This window comes from Streptomyces sp. SYP-A7185 (genome assembly GCF_046103685.1).
Lineage (GTDB): Bacteria > Actinomycetota > Actinomycetes > Streptomycetales > Streptomycetaceae > Streptomyces.
This window is the reverse complement of sequence record NZ_CP122310.1, coordinates 7,566,075-7,590,072: the sequence shown is the minus strand read 5'-3', so window position 1 is coordinate 7,590,072 and position 23,998 is coordinate 7,566,075. Positions and strand designations below refer to the sequence as shown.

At 72.3% G+C, this 23,998-nt stretch carries 18 protein-coding genes; 6 read left to right on the top strand and 12 right to left on the bottom strand.

Annotated features, from left to right (window positions below):
• Window positions 1-6 precede the first annotated feature (6 nt).
• Window positions 7-1,008 carry an Lrp/AsnC family transcriptional regulator gene (locus QBL25_RS33260; RefSeq protein WP_409062862.1) on the bottom strand — a complete coding sequence of 334 codons (1,002 nt, stop codon included), beginning with the start codon at window positions 1,006-1,008 and terminating at the stop codon, window positions 7-9.
• A gap of 148 nt (window positions 1,009-1,156) precedes the next feature.
• Between QBL25_RS33260 and QBL25_RS33255 the strand changes: the two genes are divergently transcribed.
• The 5 genes from QBL25_RS33255 to QBL25_RS33235 all read left to right on the top strand — a co-directional run bounded on the left by QBL25_RS33255 (window position 1,157) and on the right by QBL25_RS33235 (window position 9,640).
• Window positions 1,157-2,659, top strand: coding sequence for an MFS transporter (locus tag QBL25_RS33255; RefSeq protein WP_409060647.1), 1,503 nt, complete (start codon window positions 1,157-1,159; stop codon window positions 2,657-2,659).
• A gap of 204 nt (window positions 2,660-2,863) precedes the next feature.
• On the top strand, window positions 2,864-4,687 hold the full coding sequence (locus tag QBL25_RS33250; protein WP_409060646.1) for an AMP-dependent synthetase/ligase: 1,824 nt from the start codon (window positions 2,864-2,866) through the stop codon (window positions 4,685-4,687).
• A 112-nt stretch (window positions 4,688-4,799) separates the two neighbouring features.
• On the top strand, window positions 4,800-6,062 hold the full coding sequence (locus QBL25_RS33245; RefSeq protein ID WP_409060645.1) for an ABC transporter substrate-binding protein: 1,263 nt from the start codon (window positions 4,800-4,802) through the stop codon (window positions 6,060-6,062).
• Between the two features lie 15 nt (window positions 6,063-6,077).
• On the top strand, window positions 6,078-8,867 hold the full coding sequence (locus tag QBL25_RS33240) for an ABC transporter permease subunit (protein ID WP_409060644.1): 2,790 nt from the start codon (window positions 6,078-6,080) through the stop codon (window positions 8,865-8,867).
• Complete coding sequence (locus tag QBL25_RS33235; RefSeq protein ID WP_409060643.1) at window positions 8,864-9,640, top strand: ABC transporter ATP-binding protein; 777 nt, start codon at window positions 8,864-8,866, stop codon at window positions 9,638-9,640. The genes QBL25_RS33240 and QBL25_RS33235 overlap by 4 nt, the downstream gene beginning before the upstream one ends.
• Window positions 9,641-9,650: 10 nt before the next feature.
• Here the strand turns inward: QBL25_RS33235 and QBL25_RS33230 are convergent, their stop codons facing one another.
• From QBL25_RS33230 to pqqA, 7 genes are all read right to left on the bottom strand, one after another.
• Window positions 9,651-10,751 (bottom strand): PQQ-dependent sugar dehydrogenase, encoded by a 1,101-nt coding sequence (locus QBL25_RS33230; protein ID WP_409060642.1) that lies wholly within the window; start codon window positions 10,749-10,751, stop codon window positions 9,651-9,653.
• A 3-nt stretch (window positions 10,752-10,754) separates the two neighbouring features.
• Complete coding sequence (locus QBL25_RS33225) at window positions 10,755-11,783, bottom strand: chitinase (protein ID WP_409060641.1); 1,029 nt, start codon at window positions 11,781-11,783, stop codon at window positions 10,755-10,757.
• Window positions 11,784-11,914: 131 nt separating this feature from the next.
• Window positions 11,915-13,117, bottom strand: a complete 1,203-nt coding sequence (pqqE, locus tag QBL25_RS33220; protein WP_409060640.1) for a pyrroloquinoline quinone biosynthesis protein PqqE — start codon at window positions 13,115-13,117, stop codon at window positions 11,915-11,917.
• A complete protein-coding gene (gene pqqD / locus QBL25_RS33215) occupies window positions 13,114-13,395 on the bottom strand; it encodes a pyrroloquinoline quinone biosynthesis peptide chaperone PqqD (protein ID WP_409060639.1) in 282 nt (93 codons plus the stop codon). Before pqqD ends, pqqE begins: the two co-directional genes overlap by 4 nt.
• Window positions 13,386-14,105 (bottom strand): pyrroloquinoline-quinone synthase PqqC, encoded by a 720-nt coding sequence (gene pqqC, locus QBL25_RS33210; RefSeq protein WP_409060638.1) that lies wholly within the window; start codon window positions 14,103-14,105, stop codon window positions 13,386-13,388. The genes pqqD and pqqC overlap by 10 nt, the downstream gene beginning before the upstream one ends.
• A complete protein-coding gene (gene pqqB / locus QBL25_RS33205; RefSeq protein ID WP_409060637.1) occupies window positions 14,102-15,004 on the bottom strand; it encodes a pyrroloquinoline quinone biosynthesis protein PqqB in 903 nt (300 codons plus the stop codon). The genes pqqC and pqqB overlap by 4 nt, the downstream gene beginning before the upstream one ends.
• A gap of 10 nt (window positions 15,005-15,014) precedes the next feature.
• The gene (gene pqqA, locus QBL25_RS33200) at window positions 15,015-15,140 is read right to left on the bottom strand and encodes a pyrroloquinoline quinone precursor peptide PqqA (RefSeq protein ID WP_409060636.1); all 126 of its coding nucleotides are present in this window, start codon (window positions 15,138-15,140) and stop codon (window positions 15,015-15,017) included.
• Window positions 15,141-15,546: 406 nt separating this feature from the next.
• Here pqqA and QBL25_RS33195 point away from each other — a divergent pair, with 406 nt between their 5' ends.
• Entirely contained in the window at window positions 15,547-16,338 is a 792-nt protein-coding gene (locus tag QBL25_RS33195) for an aldo/keto reductase (RefSeq protein ID WP_409062861.1), read from the top strand.
• 35 nt (window positions 16,339-16,373) lie between these two features.
• Here the strand turns inward: QBL25_RS33195 and QBL25_RS33190 are convergent, their stop codons facing one another.
• The 4 genes from QBL25_RS33190 to QBL25_RS33175 all read right to left on the bottom strand — a co-directional run bounded on the left by QBL25_RS33190 (window position 16,374) and on the right by QBL25_RS33175 (window position 23,992).
• On the bottom strand, window positions 16,374-20,756 hold the full coding sequence (locus QBL25_RS33190; protein ID WP_409060635.1) for an SAV_2336 N-terminal domain-related protein: 4,383 nt from the start codon (window positions 20,754-20,756) through the stop codon (window positions 16,374-16,376).
• A complete protein-coding gene (locus QBL25_RS33185; protein WP_409060634.1) occupies window positions 20,746-21,798 on the bottom strand; it encodes an AAA family ATPase in 1,053 nt (350 codons plus the stop codon). The genes QBL25_RS33190 and QBL25_RS33185 overlap by 11 nt, the downstream gene beginning before the upstream one ends.
• A gap of 108 nt (window positions 21,799-21,906) precedes the next feature.
• On the bottom strand, window positions 21,907-23,628 hold the full coding sequence (locus QBL25_RS33180) for a trypsin-like peptidase domain-containing protein (RefSeq protein WP_409060633.1): 1,722 nt from the start codon (window positions 23,626-23,628) through the stop codon (window positions 21,907-21,909).
• Between the two features lie 25 nt (window positions 23,629-23,653).
• Window positions 23,654-23,992, bottom strand: a complete 339-nt coding sequence (locus QBL25_RS33175; protein ID WP_409060632.1) for a CU044_2847 family protein — start codon at window positions 23,990-23,992, stop codon at window positions 23,654-23,656.
• Window positions 23,993-23,998 lie beyond the last annotated feature (6 nt).

The following is a 23,998-nucleotide window of genomic DNA, read 5'->3' as shown; positions in this document are numbered from 1 at the left end:
GCGGGGTCAGCGCGGACAGGGCCGGTACGTGAGCTGTTTGACGCGGCGCATGAACGGCGCCGTCTCGACGTGCTGGACGCCGTCGAGCCGCCCCAGCTTCCCGCTGAGGTAGGCGTAGAGCGCGGGGATGTCCCGGGCCACGGCCGTCGCCATGAGGTTGGAGGGGCCGGCCACGGCGGTGGCGTGGGCGATCTCCGCGTGGGACGCGAGGGCCCGGCCCACCGAGTCCATGGCCCAGGGGGCGGTGGTGATCCAGAGCATCGCCCCGACGTGCAGGCCGATGAGGGCGTTGGCGTACTCGATGTCGACGTAGATCACGCCCGAGGCGAGCAGCGCGCCGAGGCGGCGTTTGACGGCCGACTCCGAGCGGCCGGTGGCCCGCTGGAGTTCGGGATAGGTCGCGCGGCCGTCCCGTTCGAGCGCGGCGACGAGCGGTTCGTCCTCCGGCTCGATCCGCCGGGGCGCCCCGCCACGGGCGGCGGACGCGGGCCGCTCGGGACGCAGGGCCGCGATCTGGTCCTCGTCGAGCGGCCCGTGCTTCATCAGCCAGCCGTCGGGGCCGCCGAAGAAGCGGTGCAGCATCTGCTGGGCGCGGATGTCGAGGATCTGCGGGGTGCGCGGGAGCTTGGCGAGCAGCAGCTCGTCCTGGTCGCTGCGGGTGCGCGGCCGGGTGCAGCAGACGACTTCGGTGCCGCCGGAGGTGAGGCCGATCCAGGAGGTGTCGGGGCGCCGGGCCAGGGCGGTGGCGATGGCGTCGGCGCCGGAGGGGGCGCAGCGCAGCCGCAGCATCCACTGGTCCTGGCCGAGCTTCTCGTGGTCCCGGACGGCGACGATCCGCAGGCTGCCGTCGGAGACCAGCCTGCGGTAGCGGCGGGCGACGGTCTGGTCGGAGACCCCGAGGACGGCGGCGATCTTGCTGAAGGGCGCCCGTCCGTCGAGCTCCAGGGCCTGGAGGAGCTTGACGTCGAGCGGGTCCGGCGCGTCCAGGACGGTGGATTCCGTCGTCATGCTGCTCATCGCTGTCGGATTCCTTCGCTGTGCCGTGCCTGGTGACGGGGATCGTCCGGGCCGGATCCATCGTACGAGGCACGCACCCGTGGCGCACGGATCGCGGGAAGCGCGGGCATCGCACGAGGAGACACGAGGAGTACCGAAGATGCGTAGATGGGGGCCGCTCACAGCGGTGTGCCTGGGGACGTTCATGCTGCTGCTGGACGTGACCATCGTGGTCGTGGCACTGCCCGACATGGCGAGGGCGCTCGACGCCTCGCTGAGTGATCTGCAATGGGTGATCGACGGCTATGCCCTCGCGCTCGCCGCGCTGCTGCTCGGCGTCGGCGCCGCGGCGGACGTGCTGGGGCGGCGGCGGCTCAACGTCGTGGGCACCGCGCTGTTCGCGCTCGCCTCGCTCGGCTGCGGGCTGGCCACGAACGCGGAGGCCCTGGTGGCCGCCCGTGCCGTGCAGGGGCTCGGCGCCGCGGCGATGTTCGCGACGACGCTGCCGCTGCTGGGCGCCGCCTACCAGGGGCGGGAGCGGTCGGTCGCGCTCGGCGTGTGGGGCGCGGTCAGCGGGGCCGCGGCGGCGATGGGGCCGATCGTCGGCGGGCTGCTCACCGAGGGGCCGGGCTGGCGGTGGATCTTCTTCGTGAACCTGCCGGTGAGCGTCGCCTCGATGTGGCTGACGCTGCGCGTGGTGCCGGAGTCGAAGGGCCTGGCGGGACGTCGCGTCGACTGGGCGGGCACGGTGACGTTCGCGCTGTTCGCGGGCGCGCTGACGTACGGGGTGGTGCGGGCCGGTGCGGAGGGCTGGACGTCGGCGCCCACCGTGGCGACCCTCGCGGTGTCGCTGCTCGCGCTCGGCGCCTTTGTGGCCGTCGAGCGGCGCGTGGCGCATCCGCTGCTCGATCTGAGGCTCCTGCGGATGCCCGCCTTCACCGGCGTCCTGGTCGGCGCGATCGGTTACAACGCCGCCGCGTTCGGTCTGATGCCCTACCTCTCGATCTGGCTCCAGACCGTGCTCGGCATGAGCCCGGTGAGCGGCAGCCTCGTCATGCTGCCGCTCGCGGCGACCTCATTCGTGGTGGCCGCGGTGGGCGGACGGCTGCTGCACGGGGTGCCCGCGCGTCTGACCATCGGCGTGGGGCTGCTCCTGATCGGGGGCGGCGGGCTCGCCCTTGCGGTCTTGGACGCCGGGTCGTCCTGGGGCGCGCTCGTCCCGGGGCTCACGCTCGCGGGCGTCGGCACCGGCCTGGTCTCGCCCGCCCTGGGCGGTGCGGCCCTCGCGGCGGTGCCGCCGGCGAACGCGGGGACGGCGGGTGGCGCGGTCAACACGTTCCGGCAGCTGGGGTACGCGGTCGGGGTGGCCGGTTTCGGCACCGTGCTGACCTCGCGGATGCAGGACTCGCTGGGTCATGACGCGGCTCACACGGTCGCGGGCGGCGGCGCGTCGGCGGTGCGTGACACGCTGTCCGAGCACACCGTGCGGACGGCGTTCGCCTCCGGGCTCAACGCGGCGTCGGTCGTCGCGGGGGTGGTGGGCCTGGCGGCCGGAGCGGCGGTTCTGGCCATGGTCCGGTCCGCGCGCGAGGCTCCGAAGTCACCGGAAGGAGTCGTTCCGGCGGTCGCCGAACGGGTCTCCGAGAGGCAGCCACAGCCGTAACCGCCGCGTACAGATTCGGTGGAGATTACGCCACCGAAACTTACTGAACCGTAAGTAATCTGTCCCGGCTCTCCCCTTGTGGCCGGATTTCATCGGCTGACCAGCGTGGATGGTCCGTACCGAGGGGTCGGTCACCCCTCTCCCGCACGGCACCGCGTTGGGGTACCGTCACCGGCGCTGTGCGGAGCGCCACAAGGAGCATCATTGCGCGAGTTCACGAACCCTCCGATGGCGTCGGCGCCGCTGGTGGGCGGCCTTGCCGACGTCGTGTTCGACCATGCCCTTGAGGATCCGCTGCACGTCGCCTTCGGCCGCAAGACCGACGGCGAGTGGCGCGACGTCACGTCGGCGGAGTTCCGCGACCAGGTGATGGCGCTCGCCAAGGGCCTGCTCGCCCAGGGCGTCCGCTTCGGCGACCGCGTCGCCATCATGTGCCGCACGCGCTACGAGTGGACGCTCTTCGACTACGCGCTCTGGTCGGTCGGCGCCCAGGTCGTGCCCGTCTACCCCACGTCCTCCGCCGAGCAGGTCTTCTGGATGCTGCACGACGCGCAGGTCTCGGCCGCCATGGTCGAGCACGAGGACCACGCGATGACGATCGGCTCGGTGATCGACCGGCTGCCGCAGCTGCGCAGACTGTGGCAGCTGGACGCCGACGCCGTGGACGAGCTGTACCGCGCCGGGCAGGACGTGGACGACGAGGTGGTCAACCGCCACCGGCGTGCCGTCACCCCCGACTCGATCGCCACGATCATCTACACGTCGGGCACCACGGGCCGCCCCAAGGGCTGCCTGATCTCCCACGCCAACTTCATGTTCGAGGCCGAGACGGTCATCGCGCGCTGGGAGCCGGTCTTCCACTCGCGCCGCGGCGACGAGGCCACGACCCTGCTCTTCCTGCCGCTCGCGCACGTCTTCGGGCGCATGGTGCAGATCGCGGCGGTGCGCGGCGGGGTCAAGCTGGGCCACCAGCCGAGCCTGAACGCGGCGGCGCTCATCCCCGACCTCGCGGCGTTCCGGCCGTCCTTCATCCTGGCCGTGCCGTACATCTTCGAGAAGGTCTTCAACGCCGCGCGGCGCAAGGCCGAGAAGGACGGCAAGACCGGCCCCTTCGACAAGGCCGTGGAGTGCGCCGTGCGGTACGCGGACGCGATGGAGGCCAAGGCCTTCGGCACCGGACCCGGGCCCTCGGCGGCCCTGCGCATGCAGCACTCGCTCTTCGAGAAGCTCGTCTACGCCAAGGTGCGCGAGGCCATGGGCGGCCGGGTGCGCCACGCGATGTCCGGCGGCTCCGGCATGGACCGGCGCCTCGGCCTGTTCTTCTCGGGCGCGGGCGTGGAGATCTACGAGGGGTACGGCCTGACGGAGTCGACCGCGGCGGCCACCGCCAACCCGCCCGAGCGCACCCGCTACGGCACGGTCGGCCAGGCCATCCCCGGCACCACCGTGTACATCGCGGAGGACGGCGAGGTCTGGCTGAACGGCGGCAACGTCTTCCAGGGCTACCTCAACGACCCCAAGGCCACCGACGCGACCCTGCACGACGGCTGGCTCGCCACCGGTGACCTGGGCGCGCTCGACGAGGACGGCTACCTCACGATCACCGGGCGCAAGAAGGAGATCCTGGTGACGTCGGGCGGCAAGAGCGTCTCGCCGGGGCAGCTGGAGGAGCGGGTGCGCGACCATCCGCTGGTCGCGCAGTGCATCGTGGTGGGCAACGACCGGCCGTACATCGCCGCGCTCGTCACACTGGACGGCGAGGCCGTCGAGCACTGGCTGACCATGCGCCGCAAGCCGCCGCTCTCCCCGAACGAACTGGTGCGTGACCCGGATCTGGAGACGGAGGTGCGCCGGGCGGTGGTGGCGGCCAACACCCTGGTCTCGCAGGCCGAGTCGATCCGGACCTTCCGGATACTGGCCCACCAGTTCTCCGAGGAGCACGGGCTGCTCACCCCCTCCCTGAAGCTCAAGCGCAAGGCCATCGAGACGGCCTACTCGGCCGAGGTGGAGGCGCTGTACCGGGCGTGAGGTGAGCGCGGCGCGTTTCTGACGGTTCATCAAATTACGCCGCGACACTTATTGACGGTTCATCAGGTCCCGCACACAATCAGCCCCACTTCGACTTCAGGGGGCTCGACCCGTGTCGCGATCGATCCGCACCATCACCGCCACCGTGGCCGCACTGCTGCTCGCCACCGCCTGCAACTCCGCCTCCACCACGAGCGACGCGAGCGGCGGTGACACGGCGGGCGGCTCCGTCCGCGGCGTGAGCGCCGACTCCGTCAAGGTCGGCGGCATCGTCTCGATGACGACCGCGAGCGGCTACAGCAAGAAGGACACCGACCTCGGCGCCAAGGCCCGCTTCGACCGCGCCAACGCCGAAGGCGGCGTGCACGGCCGGAAGATCGACTACCTGGGCGCGGAGGACGACGGCCAGGACCCCGGCAAGAACCTCGCGGCGGCCCGCAAACTCGTCCAGCAGGACAAGGTGTTCGCGGTCGCGCCGATGAGCTCCGTCACCTTCTCCGGCGCCGACTTCCTCCAGAAGCAGAAGGTCCCCACGTTCGGCTGGGGCACCATCCCGCCCTTCTGCGGGCCGAGCTACATGTACGGCTACGGCGGCTGCATGGTCCCCATGCCGGGCGGCACCATCACCCAGAGCTGGCCCGAGGGCCTGAAGAAGGTGACGGACGGCTCGAAGGGCAAGTCCGTGGCCATCCTCGCCAACGACAACGACGCGGGCACCTTCGCCATCCGCACCTACAAGCAGAGCTTCGCCGCGGCCGGCTACAAGGTGACGTACGCCAAGTCGACCGTCCCCGCGACCTCCGTGCCGAGCGACTGGTCGGCGTACACCAAGGAGATCCTGCGCTCCGACGGCGGCAAGGCGCCGGACGTGGTGGTCTCCGTGATGCAGACGCCGTACAACATCGGCCTGTTCACGGCCGTCAAGCGCTCCGGCTTCAAGGGCGTGCTCACCGACCCGACCGACTACGACCCGGGGCTGCTCGCCAAGAGCGCCACGAAGAAGGCGCTCGACGGCGTGCACGTCCTGCTGGCCTTCCAGCCGTTCGAGCAGGAGACGGCGGCGATGAAGCAGTTCAAGGCGGACATCGCGAAGACGGCGGGCAAGGACGTCCCGCTCAACATGCACATGATGACCGGCTACATGTCGGCCGACCTCTTCCTCGCGATCGCCGAGAAGGCGGGCAAGAAGCTGAGCGTCGACTCCTTCCAGGAGGCGGCGAACGGCTTCTCCGACAAGGACACGATGGTCGGCGACCGCAGCCTGCCCAAGGGCCAGAAGGAGTCGTTCGGCTGCGGAGCCCTCGTGCAGCTCAAGGGCGGCACGTACTCGGTGTCCGCGCCCTTCAGGTGCTACGCACCCATCCCCTTCAAGTAGAGGGGCGGGGCAGCCATGTCCGACCTGCTGGGATTCGTGCTGAGCGGTCTCGTCTCCGGCGCCCTGTACGCGCTGCTCGCGACGGGCCTCGTCCTGTCCTACTCCGCCTCCGGCCTCTTCAACTTCGCGCACGGCGCCACCGCCTACCTCTGCGCGCTCGCCTTCTACGAACTCCACTCCGGCTTCGGCTGGCCCGCCGTCCCCACCGCGCTGCTGCTCGTCTGCGTCGTGGCGCCCGCGCTCGGCTGGGGCCTGGACCGGCTGATGTTCCGCAAGCTGGCCGGGGTGGGCGAGACCGCGCAGATCGTGGCGACGATCGGACTGCTCGTCGCGCTGCCCGCGCTCGGCCTGTGGGTGGTGGAGCTCCTGGCGGACGCGGGCGCCTCCGTCAAACCCGCCGAGAACCAGTTCGGGCTGCCGGGCGTGGGGCCGAGCCCCGCCGAGAACTGGCAGCTGATGGACGGCGTCGGCATCGACTCCGACCAGCTGATCACCTGGGTCGCGACGGCCGTGGTCGCGTGCGGCCTGTGGGCCTTGATGCGGCACACCCCGCTCGGGCTGCGGCTGCGGGCCGCGGTCGACAACCGCTCGCTCGTGGAGCTGCGGGGCATGAGCGCGGACCGGCTCTCGTCGGTGGCGTGGATGCTGTCGTCGGGCCTCGCGGGTCTCGCGGGTGTCCTCGCGACGCCGCTGCTCGGCCTCTCGTCGCACGACTTCACCCTCTTCCTGTTCGTCTCGGCCACGGCGGCGGTCCTCGGACGCTTCCTGTCGATCCCGCTGGCGTTCGCGGGCGGGCTGGCACTGGGGGTCCTCCAGAACCTGGTCGTCGGGTACGCCGACTTCGCGGAGAAGATCACCGGCTTCCGCACGGCGGTGCCGTTCCTCATCCTCTTCGCCGGGCTGCTCCTGCTGACGCGGCGGCAGCGGACGGCCGGCACGGCGGCGGTGGACGCGCCGCCGATCGACTATCTCGCCGGGAAGTCGTGGCCGCGCAGATGGGGGCCGTGGGCCGTGGGAGGTGTACTGCTCGCGCTGTCCTTCTACACGGTGACGACGCCCTTCTGGAGCGGCATCCTCGCGCAGGGCCTGGCGATCTCCCTGGTCTTCGTCTCCTTCACCGTGGTGACGGGCCTCGGGGCGATGGTCTCCCTGGCGCAGGCGACGTTCGTGACGGGCGCGGCCCTCGTGGCGGGCCTGCTGATGAGCCATGGGTGGCCGTTCGTCGCCGCGGCCCTGGTGGGCACGTGCGGGGCCGCGGTGCTCGGGGCGCTGGTGGCGCTGCCCGCGCTGCGCCTGGGCGGCCGGTCACTGGCGCTCGCCACGCTCGCGCTGGCCTTCCTCGCCGACCAGGTCCTGTTCCAGATGGGGTGGTTGCGCAACGGCGACACCGGCTGGGAGATCCCGCGCGCCGTCTTCGGGCCGGTCGACCTGGGCGACGACCGCGCGATGGGCGTGGCGATGGTCGTCCTCGTGGCGGTGGCCGTGGCCGCGCTGAGCGCGCTGCGGAGTTCGGCGACGGGGCGGGCGATGCTGGCGGTGCGGTCCGCACCGGCGGCTGCGATGGCTTCCGGCGTCTCGGTGGTGCGGACGAAGCTGCTCCTGTTCACGTTGTCGGCGGGGCTCGCGGGGTTCGGCGGCGTGATGTACGCGTCGTTCAACACCCGGATCACGGCCACGGACTTCACCGCGATGACGGGCCTGGTGTGGCTGGCCGTGGTGGTGGCCGCCGGGGTGCGCAGACCGCAGTTCGCGGTGGTGGCGGGGCTCGTCTTCGCGATCGTGCCGCATCTGGTCGCCGACTACGTGACGGAGTCCGTGCAGCTGCCGGTGATCCTGTTCGGCCTCGCGGGACTCGCGCTGGCCAATGATCCGGACGGGTACTGCGCGGCGGTCTCGGTGCGGCTGCACCGCAGGCGCGCGCGGGCGGCGGGGCGTGACGACGCCACTGGCGCCCGGCGGATGCGGACGGACACCGGCGAACCGCTGCCCACGGCCAGGAAGGCCTCCGCGCCGAGCGGCCCCCGGCTGAGCCCCCCACCGGTCCGGCCGGGCGGGGACGGGGACGGAGCGGGGGAAAGGAGACCGCCCTCCCTGGCCCTGCGGGGAATCCACGCGGGCTACGACGGCTCCCCCGTACTCCACGGCGTGGACCTCGCCGTCCACCCGGGCGAGATCGTCGCACTCCTCGGCCCCAACGGCGCGGGCAAGTCGACGACGTGCCGCGTCGCGGCGGGGCTCATCACCCCCACCCGGGGGGAGATCCAGCTCGCCGGGGCGGACGCCACCCGGAGCGGTCCCGTGCACCGCTCCCGGTCGGGAGTCGTCCTCGCCCCCGAGGGCCGCGGCATCTTCCCCTCCCTGACCATCGACGAGAACCTCACCCTGCACCTTCCGGAGAGGGAAGCCCGCGAGGCCGTCTACGGCCGCTTCCCCGGCCTCGCCGCCCGGCGCAAGGTCACCGCGGGCTCCCTCTCCGGAGGGGAACAGCAACTGCTCGCCCTCGCGCCCCTCCTCCAGCGCCCGCCCAAGGTCCTGATCGCGGACGAACCGTCCCTCGGCCTCGCACCCCGCGTGGTCGAGGAGGTCTTCCGGCTGCTCGCCGAACTGCGCGACGCGGGCACGGGGCTGCTCCTGGTGGAGGAGAAGGCCGCCGAGGTCCTGGGCGTCGCCGACACCGTCGCCTACCTCGCCCAGGGCCGGGTCTCCTGGTGCGGCCCGCGCTCCGAGGTCCGGGCGGACCAGCTGACCGAGGCCTATCTGGGCATCGCCGCGCAGGGGCACAGCGAAGGAGTGGCACGGCCATGAGCGACCGCATCCTCGAAGCCTCCGGCATCGGTGTCCGCTTCGGCGGCGTCCACGCGCTCACCGATGTGGGCCTGAGCCTGCGGGCCGGCGAGGTCTGCGGCCTCATCGGTCCCAACGGAGCCGGAAAGACCACCCTGTTCGACGTGGTCTCCGGCATCCGCCGCCCCGACCAGGGGCGCGTCCTGCTCGACGGCGCCGACATCACCCGCCGATCACCCGTCTGGCGTGCCCGGCACGGCATGCGCCGCACCTTCCAGCGCCAGCAGCTCTTCGGGCAGCTCACGGTCGCCGACAACCTGCTCGTGGCGCAGGAGTGGCGCGGCGGCGGTGGCGGGTTCGCCGCCGACCTGCTGGCGGCGCCCACCCGGCGTACCCGCGAGAAGGCACGGCGGGCCCGCGCCTCGACCGTGCTCCGCGAGTGCGGACTCGAGGCGCTGGGCGACGCCTACGCGGGCGCGCTGCCCGTCGGCCGGGCCCGCATGGTGGAGCTGGCGCGCGCGGTGGCGGACCCGCCCAGGGTGCTGCTCCTGGACGAGCCCGCCTCCGGAATGACGGCCGACGAGCGAGGCCACCTGTCGGCCGTCATCCGGCACCTCGCGGACGAGGAGGGCTGCGCCGTGCTCCTGGTGGAGCACAACGTCGCCTTCGTGATGGAACTCTGCACCCGCGTGGTCGTCCTCGACCTCGGCACGGTCCTCGCCGAGGGCACGGCGGCCGACGTCCGCGCGGATCCCCGGGTGCGGGACGCGTACCTCGGGACCGCCGCGGCCTAGGCCCGCCCCGCTAGCCGATCGTCACGCGGAAGATCGTGTCCGAACCGTCCGGCTGCCCTCCGTTGTTGTCGGCGTTGGTGGTGGTGAGCCAGAGCCGGTCGGCGCCCGGCACGGCCGTGACCGAGCGCAGCCGCCCGTACGCGCCGGTGTAGTACGCCTTCGGCGTGCCGACGTCCTCGTTCCCGGCGTTGATGGGTATGCGCCACAGGCGCTGGCCTCTGAGCGCCGCCATGTAGACCGCGCCGTCGACGACGGCGACGCCGCTGGGTGAGGCGTCCCCGGTGTTCCAGGTGGCCTTGGGGTTGGTCATCCCGGTGACGTCACACGTGCCCTCGCAGGTGGGCCAGCCGTAGTTGGCGCCGGGCTTGACGAGGTTGAGCTCGTCCTTCTTGCTGTCGCCGAACTCCGCTTCCCACAGCCTCCCTCGGGCGTCGAAGGCGATGCCCTGCGGGTTGCGGTGGCCCAGGCTGTAGGCGTAGTTGCCGAAGGGGTTTCCCGGAGCGGCCTTGCCGTCCTTGGTGAGGCGCAGGATCTTGCCGTTGAGGGAGTTCTTGTCCTGGGCGAGTGCGCCGTTCTGGGCGTCGCCGGTGGTGGCGTAGAGGTACCCGTCGGGGCCGAAGGCCAGGCGGCCGCCGTTGTGGTACTTGTTCTTCTTGATCCCCCTGAGCAGCACCTTGTAGCCGGTGAGCTTCGTCCCGTCGTACGTCATGCGCGCGATGCGGTTGCCCTCGGACGAGGTGTGCATGACGTACACATGGCGGTTCGCCGCCCAGTCCGGATCGACGGCGACGCCCATCAGCCCGCCCTCGCCCCCGGTCGTCTGGGACTCCGGGACGGTGCCGATCTGCTTCTTGTCCTTGCCGTCCGCCGAGACGAGCCAGACGCGGAAGTCATCGCGCTCGGTGACCACCGCGGACGTGCCGTCCGGCGTCCAGGACGTGCCCCAGGGGATCGTCCAGCCGGTCGACAGCGTCGCGATGTCCACCGGCTCACCGGCCGCGGCCTGGTGCCGGTCCGGCGCCGCCGACACCGCCGGGGCGTACTGCGTGAGCCCGGCCACCAGGGCGACCGCCGCACCGAGCAGAGCAGCTCTCTTCCTGCCGCTGGTCATCGCTCAACCCCCGTACTGCGCGACGATTTTGGTGAAGTCGTACGGGGCCTGCGCCACCCCGCTGCACGAGTCGCCGGCGCTGCCGCCGGACGAGCAGTCGCGGTCGCGGTTGACGGCCCAGAAGGAGAACCGTGCGATGTGGTGCTGCTTGGCGTAGGCGAGGATCTGCCGGAAGTCGTTCGTGGTGACGGTCTCGCCCGCCACGTCGGTCTTGCCGTTCATCGAGGAGACGCCGATGCGCTTATACGCCTCGGCGTCGCTGTAGCCGTAGGCGCTCTTGACCGCGTTCTTCAGGCCTTCCAACGCGCTGACCGAGGCATCGCCCATGGTGCCGCTGTGGCTGCCGAAGTCGAACGGCATGATCACCCAGGCGTCGTTGGCGAGTCCGGCCGCGGCGCCGCGCCTGATGAGGTCCTTGCCGGTGGCGTCGGGGCCGCTCGGGGTCGTTCCCATGGTCACGTAGGTGACGATCCCGGGGTTCTTCTGCTTCACGATCTTCAGGGCGTCGACGACGCGCTGGCGCACGGTGGCGTTGCCGAACTCGGTGTCCTCGATGTCGATGTCGAACGCCTTGAGCTTGTAGGCGTCGATGACCTTCTGGTACGCCCCGGCGAGCGCGGTGGCGCTGGTGCACTTCTCGCCGAGCTTGGCGCCGCTCCAGCCGCCGACGGAGACGACGATGTCTCCGCCGGCGCCGCGTATGGACTTGACGGCCGCCTCGTCGGAGCCGCCCTTCAGGGGGCGGTTGCCGTCCCAGGCGGGGTTGCAGCCGCCGTCGGAGAGGATGAAGGCGAGGGTGAACCACTTGACGCCGGTCGCGGCCATCACGTCGGTGGGCTTCTGCGGGCTGCCCCAGCCGAGGTACTCGTAGGGGGCGGCGTGGATGGTGCCGGCGGCCTTGGTCTGCGGCGCGTCGGCCTGCGCCGCCGGGGGCGCGGCCGAGGACTGGGCGGCCAGGGCGAGGGAGGCGGTCGTCGCGAGGACACCGGCGGCGGCCAGCGCGGTGGCCGTTCTGCGGGGGGTGGGGGACATGGGGGGTGTGTTCTCCTTCGGATACGTGATGCGTGGTGAGGGGTGGGGTGTGGTGGGATGTGCTGTTAGGAAGGGTTCCTAACGATCTTTGGACGCGGGTCGGGGACGGTGTCCCGCCGCGAGGTGAGGGGTTACGTCTTCGGGGACGCCCGGTAGGCGAAGTCCGGGGACGCCCGGTGGGCGACGTTCGGGGACGCCCGGTGGGCGACGTTCGGGGACGCCCGGTGGGCGACGTTCGGGGACGCCCGGTGGGCGAAGTCGCCCGTACCGGCGCCTCCCCCGCCGTCGACCAGGGCACGGACCATCCCGTGGTCCGGCGAGCGGTGGCAGGCGGGGTCGGTGCGAGAGGCGTCGCCGGTCAGGGCGTACGCCTGGCAGCGGCAGCCGCCGAAGTCCACGGTCCGCAGGTCGCAGCCGCGGCAGGGCTCACGCATCCAGCCCTCGCCGCGGTAGCGGTTGAAAGCCGCCGACTCCCGCCAGATCCAGCCCAGTCGATGGTCCTTGACGTTCGGCGCGTCGGGCCCGAGCAGATCACCGGCGGCCGGGCACGGCAGCACGGTGCCGTCCGGGGCGACGGTCAGCGAGATGGCGCCCCAGCCGCCCATGCAGGGCTTCGCGACGCCGTCCACGTAGTCGGGCGCCACCCACACCAGCTCCATGCGCCCCGCGAGCCGCTCCCGCCAGCGCTCCACGCGCTCACGGGCCCGGGCGACCTGGGTACGGTCCGGGAGCAGTGCGTCGCGGTTGCGCAGGGCCCAGCCGTAGAACTGGGTGTTGGCCAGCTCGATCCGCTCGGCGCCCCAGGCGAGGCCCAGCTCCACGATGCCGTCCAGGGCGTCGAGATTGGCGCGGTGCAGCACGGCGTTGAGGCCGAGCGGTAGATCCGCCGCCCGCACCAGCCGGGCGGCCCGCTCCTTCGCGCTGAACGCCCGTGCACCCGCGATGAGTTCGGCCCGGCCCGGGTCGGCGTGCTGCACGGACAGCTGGACGCTGCGCAGGCCCGCGCCGACGAGGTCCGCGAGGCGGTTCTCGTGCAGGCCGACACCGCTGGTCACGAGCTGGGTGTGGATGCCGGCGGAGTCGGCGGCCTGGACGATCTCGGGCAGGTCGCGGCGCAGGAGGGGCTCGCCGCCGGACAGATGGGTCTGCACGACGCCGATGTCCGCGGCCTGGCGCAGGACGTCACTCCACTGCTTGGTAGTCAACTCGGCCGTACGAGACGTGAGTTCCGTGGGGTTGGAGCAGTAGGCGCACCGCAGCGGGCAGCCGTGGGTGAGTTCGGCGAGGAGGGCCCACGGTGGGGGTACGGGATGCGGGGAGGCGGACTCCGTCACCGAAGCCACCCTTCCGAGCGCAGGGTCGCGAGGAACCGGGGCACGTCGTCGGCCACCGCGGCGTCGGGGTGCTCGCGCTCCAACTCCGCGACGATCGCGCCGACTTCGCGCTCGCCGTCGCACAGCCGCAGGATGCTCCCGGCGGACCCGCGCAGCACGACCACCCGCTCGGGGAGCAGCAGCAGGTCGAGGCCGCGCACCCGGTCGTGCCGCAGCATCACCGAGCGGGCCAGCGCGGGGCGCCAGTCGAGACGTACGGCCTCGTTCGTCAGCCGCATGCCGGCCCCCGGTCGACCGCGTCGAGCAGCGTCCACAGCACGTCGCACTTGAACCCGAGCGCCGCGACGGCCCGTTCCTGCTCGTCCCGGGTGCGCGCCCACTCCAGGACCAGTCCGAGCGCTTCCCGTCCGTCCCGGCCGCCCTGCTCCACGCGGGTCCGGAAGTACGTGAGGCCTTCCGTGTCGATCCAGGGGTAGTGCCGCTCGAAGGCGTCGATCCTGGTCCGCATGAGGTCGGGCGCCGACAGCTCGGTGAGCGAGGCGGCGACGGCGTCGAGCAGGGGCCGCAGGCGGCAGAAGTTGACGTATCCCTCGACCGCGAGCCGCACGCCGGGCAGCACCCGTGAGGCGTCCAGGAGCTGCTCGCGCCCGACCCCCGCGGCTTCGCCGAGCCGCAGCCACCGCTCGATGCCGCCGTCCCCCTCCTTCTCCCCGTCGTGGTCCTGGATCCTGCGCACCCAGCCGCGGCGCAGCGAGGGGTCGTCGAACTTGGCGAGGATCAGGGCGTCCTTGACCGGGATGTGGCGCTGGTAGTGGAACCGGTTCACGATCCAGCGGCGCAACTCGTCGCGGGTGAGGGTGCCTTCGTGCATGCGTACGTTGAAGGGGTGCCGGTCGTGGTAGCGCTCGGCCGAGACGGCGCGCAGCCGCTCGGTGAACTCGTCGGTCGGCCAAGGGGCCGGCCAGGGGGCCGCCCAGGGAGGCGTCACAGCTCGATCACCATCCGTTCCGCCGCGACCTCGATGCCCCACTCCGCCAGGTGCTTGTGCTGTTCGGCGTGGGGGTCGCCGAGCGGGTTGGTGTTGTTGAGGTGGGTGTAGAGGCAGCGCCCGGGCAGGCGGGCCAGTCGGTGCGCGGTGCCGCCGGGCCCGCTGACGGGCAGATGGCCCATGGCGGTGGCGGTGCGGGTCGAGAAGCCGGAGCGCAGGGGTTCCTCGTCGTCCCAGAAGGTGCCGTCGACGATGACGCAGTCGGCCTCACGCGCGGCTTCGTCGAAGGCCTCGGACCAGACGGCGAGGGCGGGGGCGTAGAGCAGGGTGCGGCCGGTGCCGGGGTCGTGCAGCCGCAGGGCGACGGACCAACTGGCCTCGCTGTCCGGTGAGTCGGCGGCGTACCGGGGCTTCTTGTCCGACAGCGGGACGGCGCCGACGGTGACGCCGGAGTCCCCGTCCAGCGGACGGCCGGCGCCGGCCGGAAGCTCGCGCCACCGCACCGGCGTGTACGGGCCGAGGACGGCGTCGAGCCGCAGCCCTTCGCGGACGGCGTCGAGGACGGGCGCGGTCGCCAGCACGTCGACGCCGTCATGGGCCTCGCGGAGCCGGGCGATGCCGAGGGTGTGGTCGAGTTCGGCGTCGGTGAGGACCACACCGGCGACCGGGGTCTGCCGGGCACCCGGCCCGGGGTGCAGTTCCGTGGCCCCCTCGATCTGGTCGCCGATGTCGGGGGTGGCGTTGACGACGTACCAGCGGCCCGCCCGCGCCCGGACGGCGAGGGAGGCGTGCCGGCGGCGGCGCTCCGGGTGGGCGCGTGCCCCGGTGCACCCGGGACACGCGCAGTTCCACTGGGGAAGCCCGCCGCCCGCCGCGGTGCCGAGCACCTTCAGCAGCATGGCGGCGGGGTCACCGGTCGGCGTTGCGGTACGCGGTCACTTCGAGTGCGGTCTCCACGACTTCGTAGTCGGGCGTCCGCCACGCGGTGACGGCTTCCGGCACCTCGGGCGTGGTGGGGTTCTGGTCATCGTTCATGTGCGGGTGGCCGCCTTCCTGAAAAAGTGGGGGTTCAGGAGTCACCGACCGCGAAACGGCCCGGGGTGAGAGGAGGGTGACGGAGGTGGAACGGGTGTCGCGGTCCGTTCACCGGGCGTTCACATGAGTGTTCTGCGTTCAGTGACGTGCAATAGAGTCGCGGCATGGCGGAACGCGGTCAATGGTGCGGACCAAAAAACGGCCGGACTTCACCCGGGAGTGTTCTCGTGGATGGATCCGGAAGCGGTTCCGGCAGGGGCAGCGGTTCCGGGAGTGGTCGTGGAATGCGGCACCGCACCTGATCGTTGACCATGGGAGTACCACCCGTGGGAATACCACCCGACGACGTAAGGATCGAGAGCTCGTGAGCAAGGTCCCCCCGATCATCCTGAACAATGGCGTCGAGATGCCGCAGCTCGGCTTCGGCGTCTGGCAGGTCCCGGACGACGAGGCCGAGTCCGCCGTCGCGACGGCGCTGGAGGCCGGGTACCGCAGCATCGACACCGCTGCCGTCTACGGCAACGAAGAGGGCACCGGCAGGGCCATCGCCGCATCCGGAATCGCCCGCGAGGATCTCTTCGTCACGACGAAGCTCTGGAACACCGATCAGGGCTACGACTCCACGCTCCGCGCCTTCGACGCGTCGCTGGACAAGCTCGGTCTCGACCGCGTCGACCTGTACCTCATCCACTGGCCGCTGCCCTCCAAGGGCCTGGCCGTGGACACGTACAAGGCCTTCGAGAAGATCCAGGCCGACGGGCGCGCCACGTCCATCGGCGTCTCGAACTTCCTGCCCGAGCACCTGGAGCAGCTGCTCGCCGAGACCTCGGTCGTCCCGGCGGTCAACCAGATCGAGCTCCACCCGCACCTCCAGCAGCACGCCTCACGCGCGTTCCACGCGGAGCAGGGCATCGCCACGGAGGCCTGGTCCCCGCTCGGCCAGGGCAAGGGCCTCCTGGAGGTCCCGGCGATCGTCGCCATCGCCCGCAAGCACGGCCGCACACCGGCCCAGGTCGTCCTGCGCTGGCACGTCCAGCTGGGCAACGTGGTGATCCCCAAGTCCGTGACCCCGTCGCGGATCAAGGAGAACATCGACGTCTTCGGCTTCGAGCTGGACCCCGAGGACATGGCGGCGATCAGCGCACTGAACGAGGACCGCCGCCTGGGCCCGGACCCGGCACAGTTCGACGCGGCATGACCCTCACACCCCCGTAAGAGATTCCGGCCCGGCGGTCAGGGGCGACGCTCCTGCCACTGGGCCAGAGTCTCGCGCGCGGCGACCGTCTCCTCGGCATCCTCCCCGAGCACACGGGCGAAGCCCTCGGCCGCCCGGCTCAGTTGCGCGAGAGCACCCTCCATGTCGCCGTCCGCGGCAAGAGCGTGCGCGAGGTCGGCCCTGGCCTCGTAGGTCCGCGGGTGGTCCTCGCCCAGTGAACTCTTGAAGCCGGCCAACGCCGTCTGGTGCAGCACGCTCGCCGCCTCCGGCTCTCCGGCCCGCTGATAGGCGTACGCGAGCTGGTGGCGTGTCCTCAGGGTGCCCGGGTGCACGTCGCCCAGGCTGATCATGCGCTCGTCCAGCGTCCTCTCCAGGAGCGCGATCGCCCGCCGCACCTCCCCGGCCTCGAGCAGGGCTTCGGCCAGATCGCCGTACGTCCTGCGGGTCTCGACGTGCGACTCCCCCAGGACGCTGATCCGGGTGGCCAGCGTGCGTTCGTACAGCGCGATCGCCTTTTCCCTGCGCCCGGCACGCCGGTAGGCCTCGGCCAGCGACGTGGCCGCACGGAGCGTCTCCGGGTGCTCGTGCCCCGAGGTCTCACCGCGGGTGGTCAGCGCCTCCTCGTACAGCGCCATCGCGCGCTCCAGGTCCCCGTCCAGCATGCAGGCGCGGGCCAGCCTCTCCTTGAGGCGCAGGGTTTCCGGGTGCTCTTCCCCGAGCGTCTCGGCGCTGCGGGTGCGTGCCTCGGCGTACACCTCCACTGCCTGGCCAAAAGCGCCTTCGCGCTCGTACACGCCCGCCAGGTGCGCCAGCGCGGCGATCGTATGCGGATGTCCCTCGCCCAGGGCCGACCGGTATCCGGCCACCACCTCCACGAGTTGCTCCAAAGCTCGCAAGGTGTCCCCCACCTTGTCGAACGCGAGGGCCAGCTCGCAGCGCACGGCGAGCGTGGGCGGGGCCAGGTCACCGAACACGCGGAGGTGTGCGGCCAGTGCCTCCTGGTAGGCGGCCACCGCACGGTCCCACTCCTTGGCCGCCAGATGGGCGGCCGCGAGCCGCGCGAGCAAGGGGACGGTCACCGGATCGTCGGTGCCCAGACACCGGGCCGCGACGGAGTGGGCCGCCTCCAGTTCCCTGATCGCCCGCCTCGTCGCTCCCGATGCCAGGTACGCGTCGGCGAGTTGTCCGCGCAGCGCGAGCCGCTGCGGGTCGTACTCGGGTCTGGCCGACCGGTCCATGGCGGACCGTGCGTTCCTGAGCCAGGCAAGCGCCCGCGCCGTGTCCCCCGACGACAGATACGCGGTCGCGAGCGCCGTCGTGGCGCGGTACACGCGGGAATCGTCCTCTCCCAAGATCCGCTGCAAGGACTCCGCCGCCCTTTGCAGGAAGCCGAGGGCTGGTGAGGAGCGTCCCTGTGCCATGAGGAAACCCGCCGTCTCCACCAGGAGGGAGCCGAAGACCGCGTCGTCGTCCTCGGGCGGAGAGTGTTCGGCGAACGCCTCGACGGGCGGGAGGAGCACACGCCAGCGGGGCCAGCCTGTCGGGTCGTCCGCGTCGCGGGGAGCGGCCTGCGCGAGGCAGCGCGCGGCCGCCCGCCGGATCTCCTGCGTCTCCTCGGCCTCCTCGGTCTCTTCGCCGTTCCCGGTCTCGTCGGACCGGTCGGCCTCCTCGTCCCGGCCGCCGACGTCCCAAGTGCGCGCGGCGGAGGCGATCAGGCCGTGCACACCGACCGTCCCTCCCGCACGGGTGATCAGGCCGGTGGTCGCCAGGGGCTCCAAAGCGTCGGCGACCTGCGCCTCCGTGAGCCCGGCTCCGGTCAGCAGGTCCACGGGTACGGGTTCGGGGGCGTACCAGGACAGGATCCGCAGGACGCGTCTGCCGTGCGGAGCGCTGACGGACCGTAGGTTCTTCCTCAAGGTGTCGCCTGCAGTGAACGACTGGGGGCTGCCGCCGGAGTCCCGCAACTGAGACATCTGCGCCTCGATCATGGCGCGGTACTCGTGCACGGGAGTGCCTGAATTCGCGATGTGAGCGGAGGCGAGCGACAGCGCGAGCGGCAGCCGGCCGAGTGCTTCGCACAGGAGCTCCACCTCCGCCGGATCCCCCGACGCCCGCTGGTCGAACATCGCGACGGCCTCCGGCAGTTCGGGGACGTCCAGCTCCATCGGGGTGGCGAACCCCTCCCAGCCGGTGGCCTGGCGGCTGGTGAGCAGGACGTACCCGTTCGTGCCCAGGCGCGACAGGAGGACGCGTACGTCCTCGGGGCGCTTCACGTTGTCGAAGACGAGGACCCAGCCCTCGTGCGAAGTCAGCCATTGCAGGGCCCACTCCCAGCGCCCCTCCCGCGCGAGAAAGTCCGGCACCGAGGGTTGCAGGGCGCGGGTGAGGCCGGAGATGTCCTTGACGATCGAGGCGGGCGAGTCCGCCCTCACCCACCACACCGGCTCCAGGATCTGGTCCCGGGCCGCGTCCGTCGCCCACGTCGCGGCCAGAACGCTTTTGCCCACGCCTCCCGTTCCGTGGAGGACGACTCTGGGGGGCTTTGTGCCCGGGGTGAGCAGTTCCCGGTCCAGGTGCTCCAGGGCCGCCCTTCTGCCGACGAACCGTCCGAGAGCGGGCACATTCGTCAGCCCCGGCGGGCACGCAATGCTCGCGGGCGGGTCGAAGCCGCCGAGGGGGGACGGTGGTCGGCCCGGGGAACTCTCCGCCGTCTCCTCCGCGTCCGGCTCCGCACCGCCGGCCGCGCTTTCCTCGCCCACCGGCCGCTCCGCCACCCGGATCGCCCGGCCCCGCAGCAGCCCCAGCGCCTCCTCGCTCACCAGCGCGAAGGGCTGGCCCGCATCGCCCAGCGCCCGGTCCCCCGTCCCCTCCGCCACCGGCACGACCGCCCGGAAAGCCCGGGACGCCGAGCCCGCCCTGGCCTCGATCTCCGTGCCGAGCCGGTTCAGCAGTTCGGCGACCGCCAGGGACTCGGGGCGCGGCAGGGTTTCGAGGAGCGCGCGTCTCGCGCCCGGCACGAACTCGTACAGACCGCCTTCCGGGTCGACCGGCTCAAGGAGGCCGCTCAGCAGGACCTCGGCGAGGTCGCTGGAACGCGAGCCCGTCGTCACCCGCTGCTGGATCAGCCGCATCACCGGCAGCGCGGGCACCGACAGGGCGACGTGCGCCGCCAGGTCCACCGCCGTGGGCGAAGCCGCCGCCTGGAAGCGCAGGATCCGCTCCGTGATGGTCAAGTCGCCCTCCTCCAGGAGGGGTTGCCCGTGCGGCACCTGCTCCGCGCTCACGTACGTCACCGCCGTGTCCCGGTGGTGATCGCCGGACGCGGTGACCAGACCCGCCCAGTCGGCCAGCCACTCGGGATCCAGTTCGAGGACGGGCACGGGGATCGCGTCCGGCGCGGGGCGTCCCGCCCTGCCGTCGTGCGGGGTGAAACGCAGGGCGGTGTTGGGCGCGCCCGCCCGGGAGGCGATCGCCTTGCCGGGGACGGCCGGAGCCGCCGTGCGGCGCCAAAGACGTTCGGGGAGCGGCTGGAGAATGGCGGTGGGGCCGCGCCCGGCCCACAGTCGCAGGGCGGGGGCCGCGCGCCCGCCCCACCAGTGCGGGCCCGAGCAGTCGCTGAGCACCAGAGTGACCTGGCGGCCCGTCGGATCGACCATGGCCGCCGGGGCCAGCGCGGGGCCGCCGGGCGAGGACCGGACGCCGACGCCAGGACCGAGGTCGGTCAGCTGCCAGAGCCGTACGTCACGGAAGGCGCCGGTGCGCTGCATCGCCTCGCGCAGCTCGCGTGCGAGCGGGCGCCACACCTCCATCGCCGCGCCCGTGTCGACGACGAGGGCCAGGCTCAGGAGGCGGTCGGTGGCGGGGGCCATGACCGGGGCCCAGGGGCGCAGCCCTGCCCGGAGCGCGGCGCGCGCGGCCGTCGCGCCCTCGTCCAGGATGCGGCGCCGCCGGTCGGGGACACGCCGCTTGAGGGGCCGCAGGGCGCGCTGGATCCCCAGTTCGTGGCGCAGGGCCTGCGGGGCGGGGACGAGGACGTCCTCGGCGTCGGTGCCGGGGCGCGGAAGGCCGCGCGGGAGGTGCAGGGCGGCCCGGTGTGCGTCCCTGCCGTCCGCACCGGGGTCCGCCTCGTCGTCCGGGACGGTGACGGCGTCGCCGATGGCCGCCGCGGCGCCCGGGGCCAGCTCGCCGCCCCGGGAAGCGGCGCCGCCGCGTCCCGCCGGGTCGGCGTCAGACCGGTCGCCCCGGTCGCGCTCCCCGTCCTGGCCGTCCGGCGCGCTTCCCGCCTCGCCCGCAGGCAGCCGTTCTGCCAGCCAGAGCATCTCCGCGAGCTCCAGCGGGGTGACGTGGGGCCCCAGGGTGTCGAGCAGGCCGCGCAGCTTCCCGAGACGCTCAGTCGCCATCGGAGCGTGTCGCCTCGCTGCTCAGGAACGGCATCACTTGGTCGGCCAACTTCCGGACGGTTTCCGGGGGTTCGCTGAACGAGGCGTGGTGGCACATGTAGATGGCGTTGAGGAGCTGGTCGTTGGCGAGCAGCCCGCCGCTGCGCCGCTCGAAGAAGCGGTCGATGATCTCCCTGATCGCTGGGGGCAGCTCGCCTTCCTCGCCCGCGACCATGGGGCCGAGGTGCTCGCGGACGATGGCCGTCAGCTCCTCCACGCTCGCGGGTTGTTTCAGGTCCACGGTCACGCAGCGGCGCAGGAAGGCCGGCGGGAATTCGCGCTCGCCGTTGCTCGTCATGACGACGAGGGGGAAGGCGCGGCAGCTGACCGTGCCGTCGCGGATCTCCACCCGGTCGGTCGTGCTGTCGGCCGTCATCACCCGGGCCGTCGACTCCGCGCGGCGGGCCAGCTCGACGATCTCGTAGGCCCCCTTCTCGAAGATGGTGAGAAGGTCGTTGGGCAGGTCGATGTCGCTCTTGTCGATCTCATCGACGAGCAGGACGCGCGGACGCTCGTACGGCAGCAGTGCCGTGCCGAGGGGCCCGAGGCGCAGATAGTCCCCGATGTCTTCGCCCGGGGAGCCCCCGGCGCCGTCCTCACCGCGGGCGCGTCCCGCCGCGTAGAGGCGGGTGAGCGGGTCGTACTCGTACAGGCCGTCCCGGAGCGTGACCCGGCTGGTGATCGGCCAGTGCAGGACTTTTCCGAGGCCGAGTTCATGGGCCACCGCGTACGCGAGGGACGACTTGCCGGTGCCCGGCGCGCCGGTCACCAGGAGCGGCCTGCGCAGATAGAGCGCGGCGTTGACCTGCCGGATCGCGTCCTCGCCCGGGCGGTAGCTGACGGCCGCGTGCGGGTTGCCGGAGTCGCCGGGCGGGGTGGGCAGGGCCGGGCCGCCGCTGAAGGTGCGCCAGGGGGGCGGGGCGGGGAGGCGGTCGATGCCGTCGTGCGGGACACGGCTCCCGGAGTAGATGCGCCAGTTGGACGACTCGGCGGTGTCAGACACGCTCCACGCTCCCCGTGCTTCCCGTGTTCCGTATGGGCCGGGCACTCCCGGCACTTGCCACGCTGCCCGTGCTGCATGTGATCCGCTTGATTCCTGTGCCGCATGTGCTCATGGGTCCGCCCGCGTTCCCATCGCCAGTGGCGGGTCCGGCTTGCGCTCCGGATCGTCCCAGAAGAGCGTCAGCCGGTGCCCGCAGTGCTCGGCGTCCCCCTTGTCCGGCGAGCGGGCCTCCTTGCGCAGCCGCATGACCTCGAAGGGCAGCCGGTCGGGGTCGAGCACCGCCACCGCTTCCGTGAGCCGGTCGAGGAACTTCTCGGGGGCGCAGTGCGCGTGGCCGTCCTCGCCGCAGTCGTGCCGTCTCCAGAGCATGATCGGCACCCCCGTGTCGAGGGCCGCCGAGAGCCAGTCCCCCAGGGGCGTCGCGGCGTACGCGAGGGCGCACACCTCGTCGTCCGCGTCCAGCCAGTCGTGGAACTCGTCGTAGCCGTACGGCAGTCCGCACTCCACGCGCCGGGGCCGGGTCTCGCCGCGGGCCCGGACCGTCTCCCAGCGCCTGCGGGTCAGGCGGGAGACGGTGAGCGGCTTGAGGCGGTCCATGTGCCGGACGACCACGGGGACCGTGCGCATGGGGCGGGGGCGTGCCGCGCCCGGCTCGTGGATCTGCCACTCCTCGAAGGGCTCGCTCATCAGCCGCTCCGGCACCACGAACTCCAGCATCCAGTCGCAAGCGTGCACGCTGGCGATCTGTTCGGCGAGCATCGCCTCGACCTTCGTACGGAGTTGGCGCGGGCGGATCCGCACGGGCCCCGACGAGGCGACGGGTACACCGTCGACGACCGTGCACACGGTGAGGTCGAGTCCGGCGCCGCGGGTCATCGACTCCGCGCGGAACATGACCGAGCCGACCGGGGCGGCAGCCTCCCGCGCGGCCTTCCCGTCGTCCGCCTCCTCCACGTGGTGCTCGGGCATCCAGCGCCGCAGCCACGCGCCGACGTCCACCTCCGGAAGCCGGGTGCCGAGTGCGCGCAGCAGCCGCACCAGCCGCTCGTCGCCGGTCAGTTCCTCACCGACGTACCGGATCGCGTGCCAGATCGACCGGAAGGCGGGGAGCGGGCGGCGGAAGGTGGGGAAGGCGCGGCGCACGAGCAGTTCGAGTGCGGCGGGATCGAGGTGCGTCCCGTCGAACAGCGCGCGCAGCTCGCGGCGCGGCTCGCCCGGCAGCCAGTCCAGGGGCAGGAAGTCGTCCAGGTCCTCCCAGTGGCGCCGGATGGTCTCGATGGGCAGCATCCGCCCGATGTACCCCTCCTGATCGCCGCCGAGCACGGCGTCGGTGACCATGCCGACGACCGCGCCGGACTCCGGGTCGTAGACCGCCGCGCCGCTGAACCCCTCGTCCAGACGGCGCAGATGGGCCTGCCGGACGTCGACCTCCAGCCACTCCTGGCCGAGCAGCCGGTCCGCGCTGGTGGTCAGGGTGACGTGGGTGCCCTCCTGCTCGTGGCCGAAGGGGAAGCCCAGCGCCCGCAGTTCATGGGCGACGCGGCCCGGCTGCGGACGCAGCACGTCGGGCGGCGCGAACGCGCAGGGCGGCACGCGCAGGGCGTGGGCGAGTTCGAGGACGGCTATGTCACCGCGGTCGCCGAGGCGTCGCCAGTCGCCGGACCACGCCACCTTCGCGGGCAGCGCGCCGGTGACGCCCGGCAGCGTGACGCAGACCTCCGAGAGCCCCTCGACGACATGGGCGCAGGTGATCAGGCGTGTGCCGTCGACCAGCACGCCGGCCCCTCGGGGGACGCCGTCGACCGTACCGACGCGGGCACGCCAGTGCATGCCTCGCATTATCCGCCCCGCACCGTCATCGCTCACCCGCCCCGTCCCGCCGGGCCCAGGTCAACTTGACGGTCAGATGCCCTTCGGCAGCGGTCTTGGCGATGACGGCCCCCGCGACGGCGCTCAATTTCACCCCGAACTCGAGCTCGATCCCGTCGGGGTCGAGTGCCTGGTCCCGGAACGTCCGCAGCGCGGACATCGCCGCGCCCCGCACATTGTTCAGCGCCGCCCCGAAGTGACCCTCGACCTCATGGATCTCGCTGCCGTCGGTCCTGCGCGACACCGACCGGAAACCGGCGTCCCTGGAGTCCACCTCCACGACGACGGGACCCTCGTCGGACTCCCATCGCAGCAACTCGCCCACAGCCCG

Bases quoted from the DNA above. Each gene is read 5' to 3' on its own strand.
- QBL25_RS33260 (WP_409062862.1), bottom strand. From the start codon at position 1,008: ATGACGACGGAATCCACCGTCCTGGACGCGCCGGACCCGCTCGACGTC.
- QBL25_RS33255 (WP_409060647.1), top strand. From the start codon at position 1,157: ATGCGTAGATGGGGGCCGCTCACAGCGGTGTGCCTGGGGACGTTCATG.
- QBL25_RS33240 (WP_409060644.1), top strand. From the start codon at position 6,078: ATGTCCGACCTGCTGGGATTCGTGCTGAGCGGTCTCGTCTCCGGCGCC.
- QBL25_RS33235 (WP_409060643.1), top strand. From the start codon at position 8,864: ATGAGCGACCGCATCCTCGAAGCCTCCGGCATCGGTGTCCGCTTCGGC.
- QBL25_RS33230 (WP_409060642.1), bottom strand. From the start codon at position 10,751: ATGACCAGCGGCAGGAAGAGAGCTGCTCTGCTCGGTGCGGCGGTCGCC.
- QBL25_RS33225 (WP_409060641.1), bottom strand. From the start codon at position 11,783: ATGTCCCCCACCCCCCGCAGAACGGCCACCGCGCTGGCCGCCGCCGGT.
- pqqD (WP_409060639.1), bottom strand. From the start codon at position 13,395: ATGCGGCTGACGAACGAGGCCGTACGTCTCGACTGGCGCCCCGCGCTG.
- pqqB (WP_409060637.1), bottom strand. From the start codon at position 15,004: ATGCTGCTGAAGGTGCTCGGCACCGCGGCGGGCGGCGGGCTTCCCCAG.
- pqqA (WP_409060636.1), bottom strand. From the start codon at position 15,140: ATGAACGATGACCAGAACCCCACCACGCCCGAGGTGCCGGAAGCCGTC.
- QBL25_RS33195 (WP_409062861.1), top strand. From the start codon at position 15,547: ATGCCGCAGCTCGGCTTCGGCGTCTGGCAGGTCCCGGACGACGAGGCC.
- QBL25_RS33190 (WP_409060635.1), bottom strand. From the start codon at position 20,756: ATGGCGACTGAGCGTCTCGGGAAGCTGCGCGGCCTGCTCGACACCCTG.
- QBL25_RS33180 (WP_409060633.1), bottom strand. From the start codon at position 23,628: ATGCACTGGCGTGCCCGCGTCGGTACGGTCGACGGCGTCCCCCGAGGG.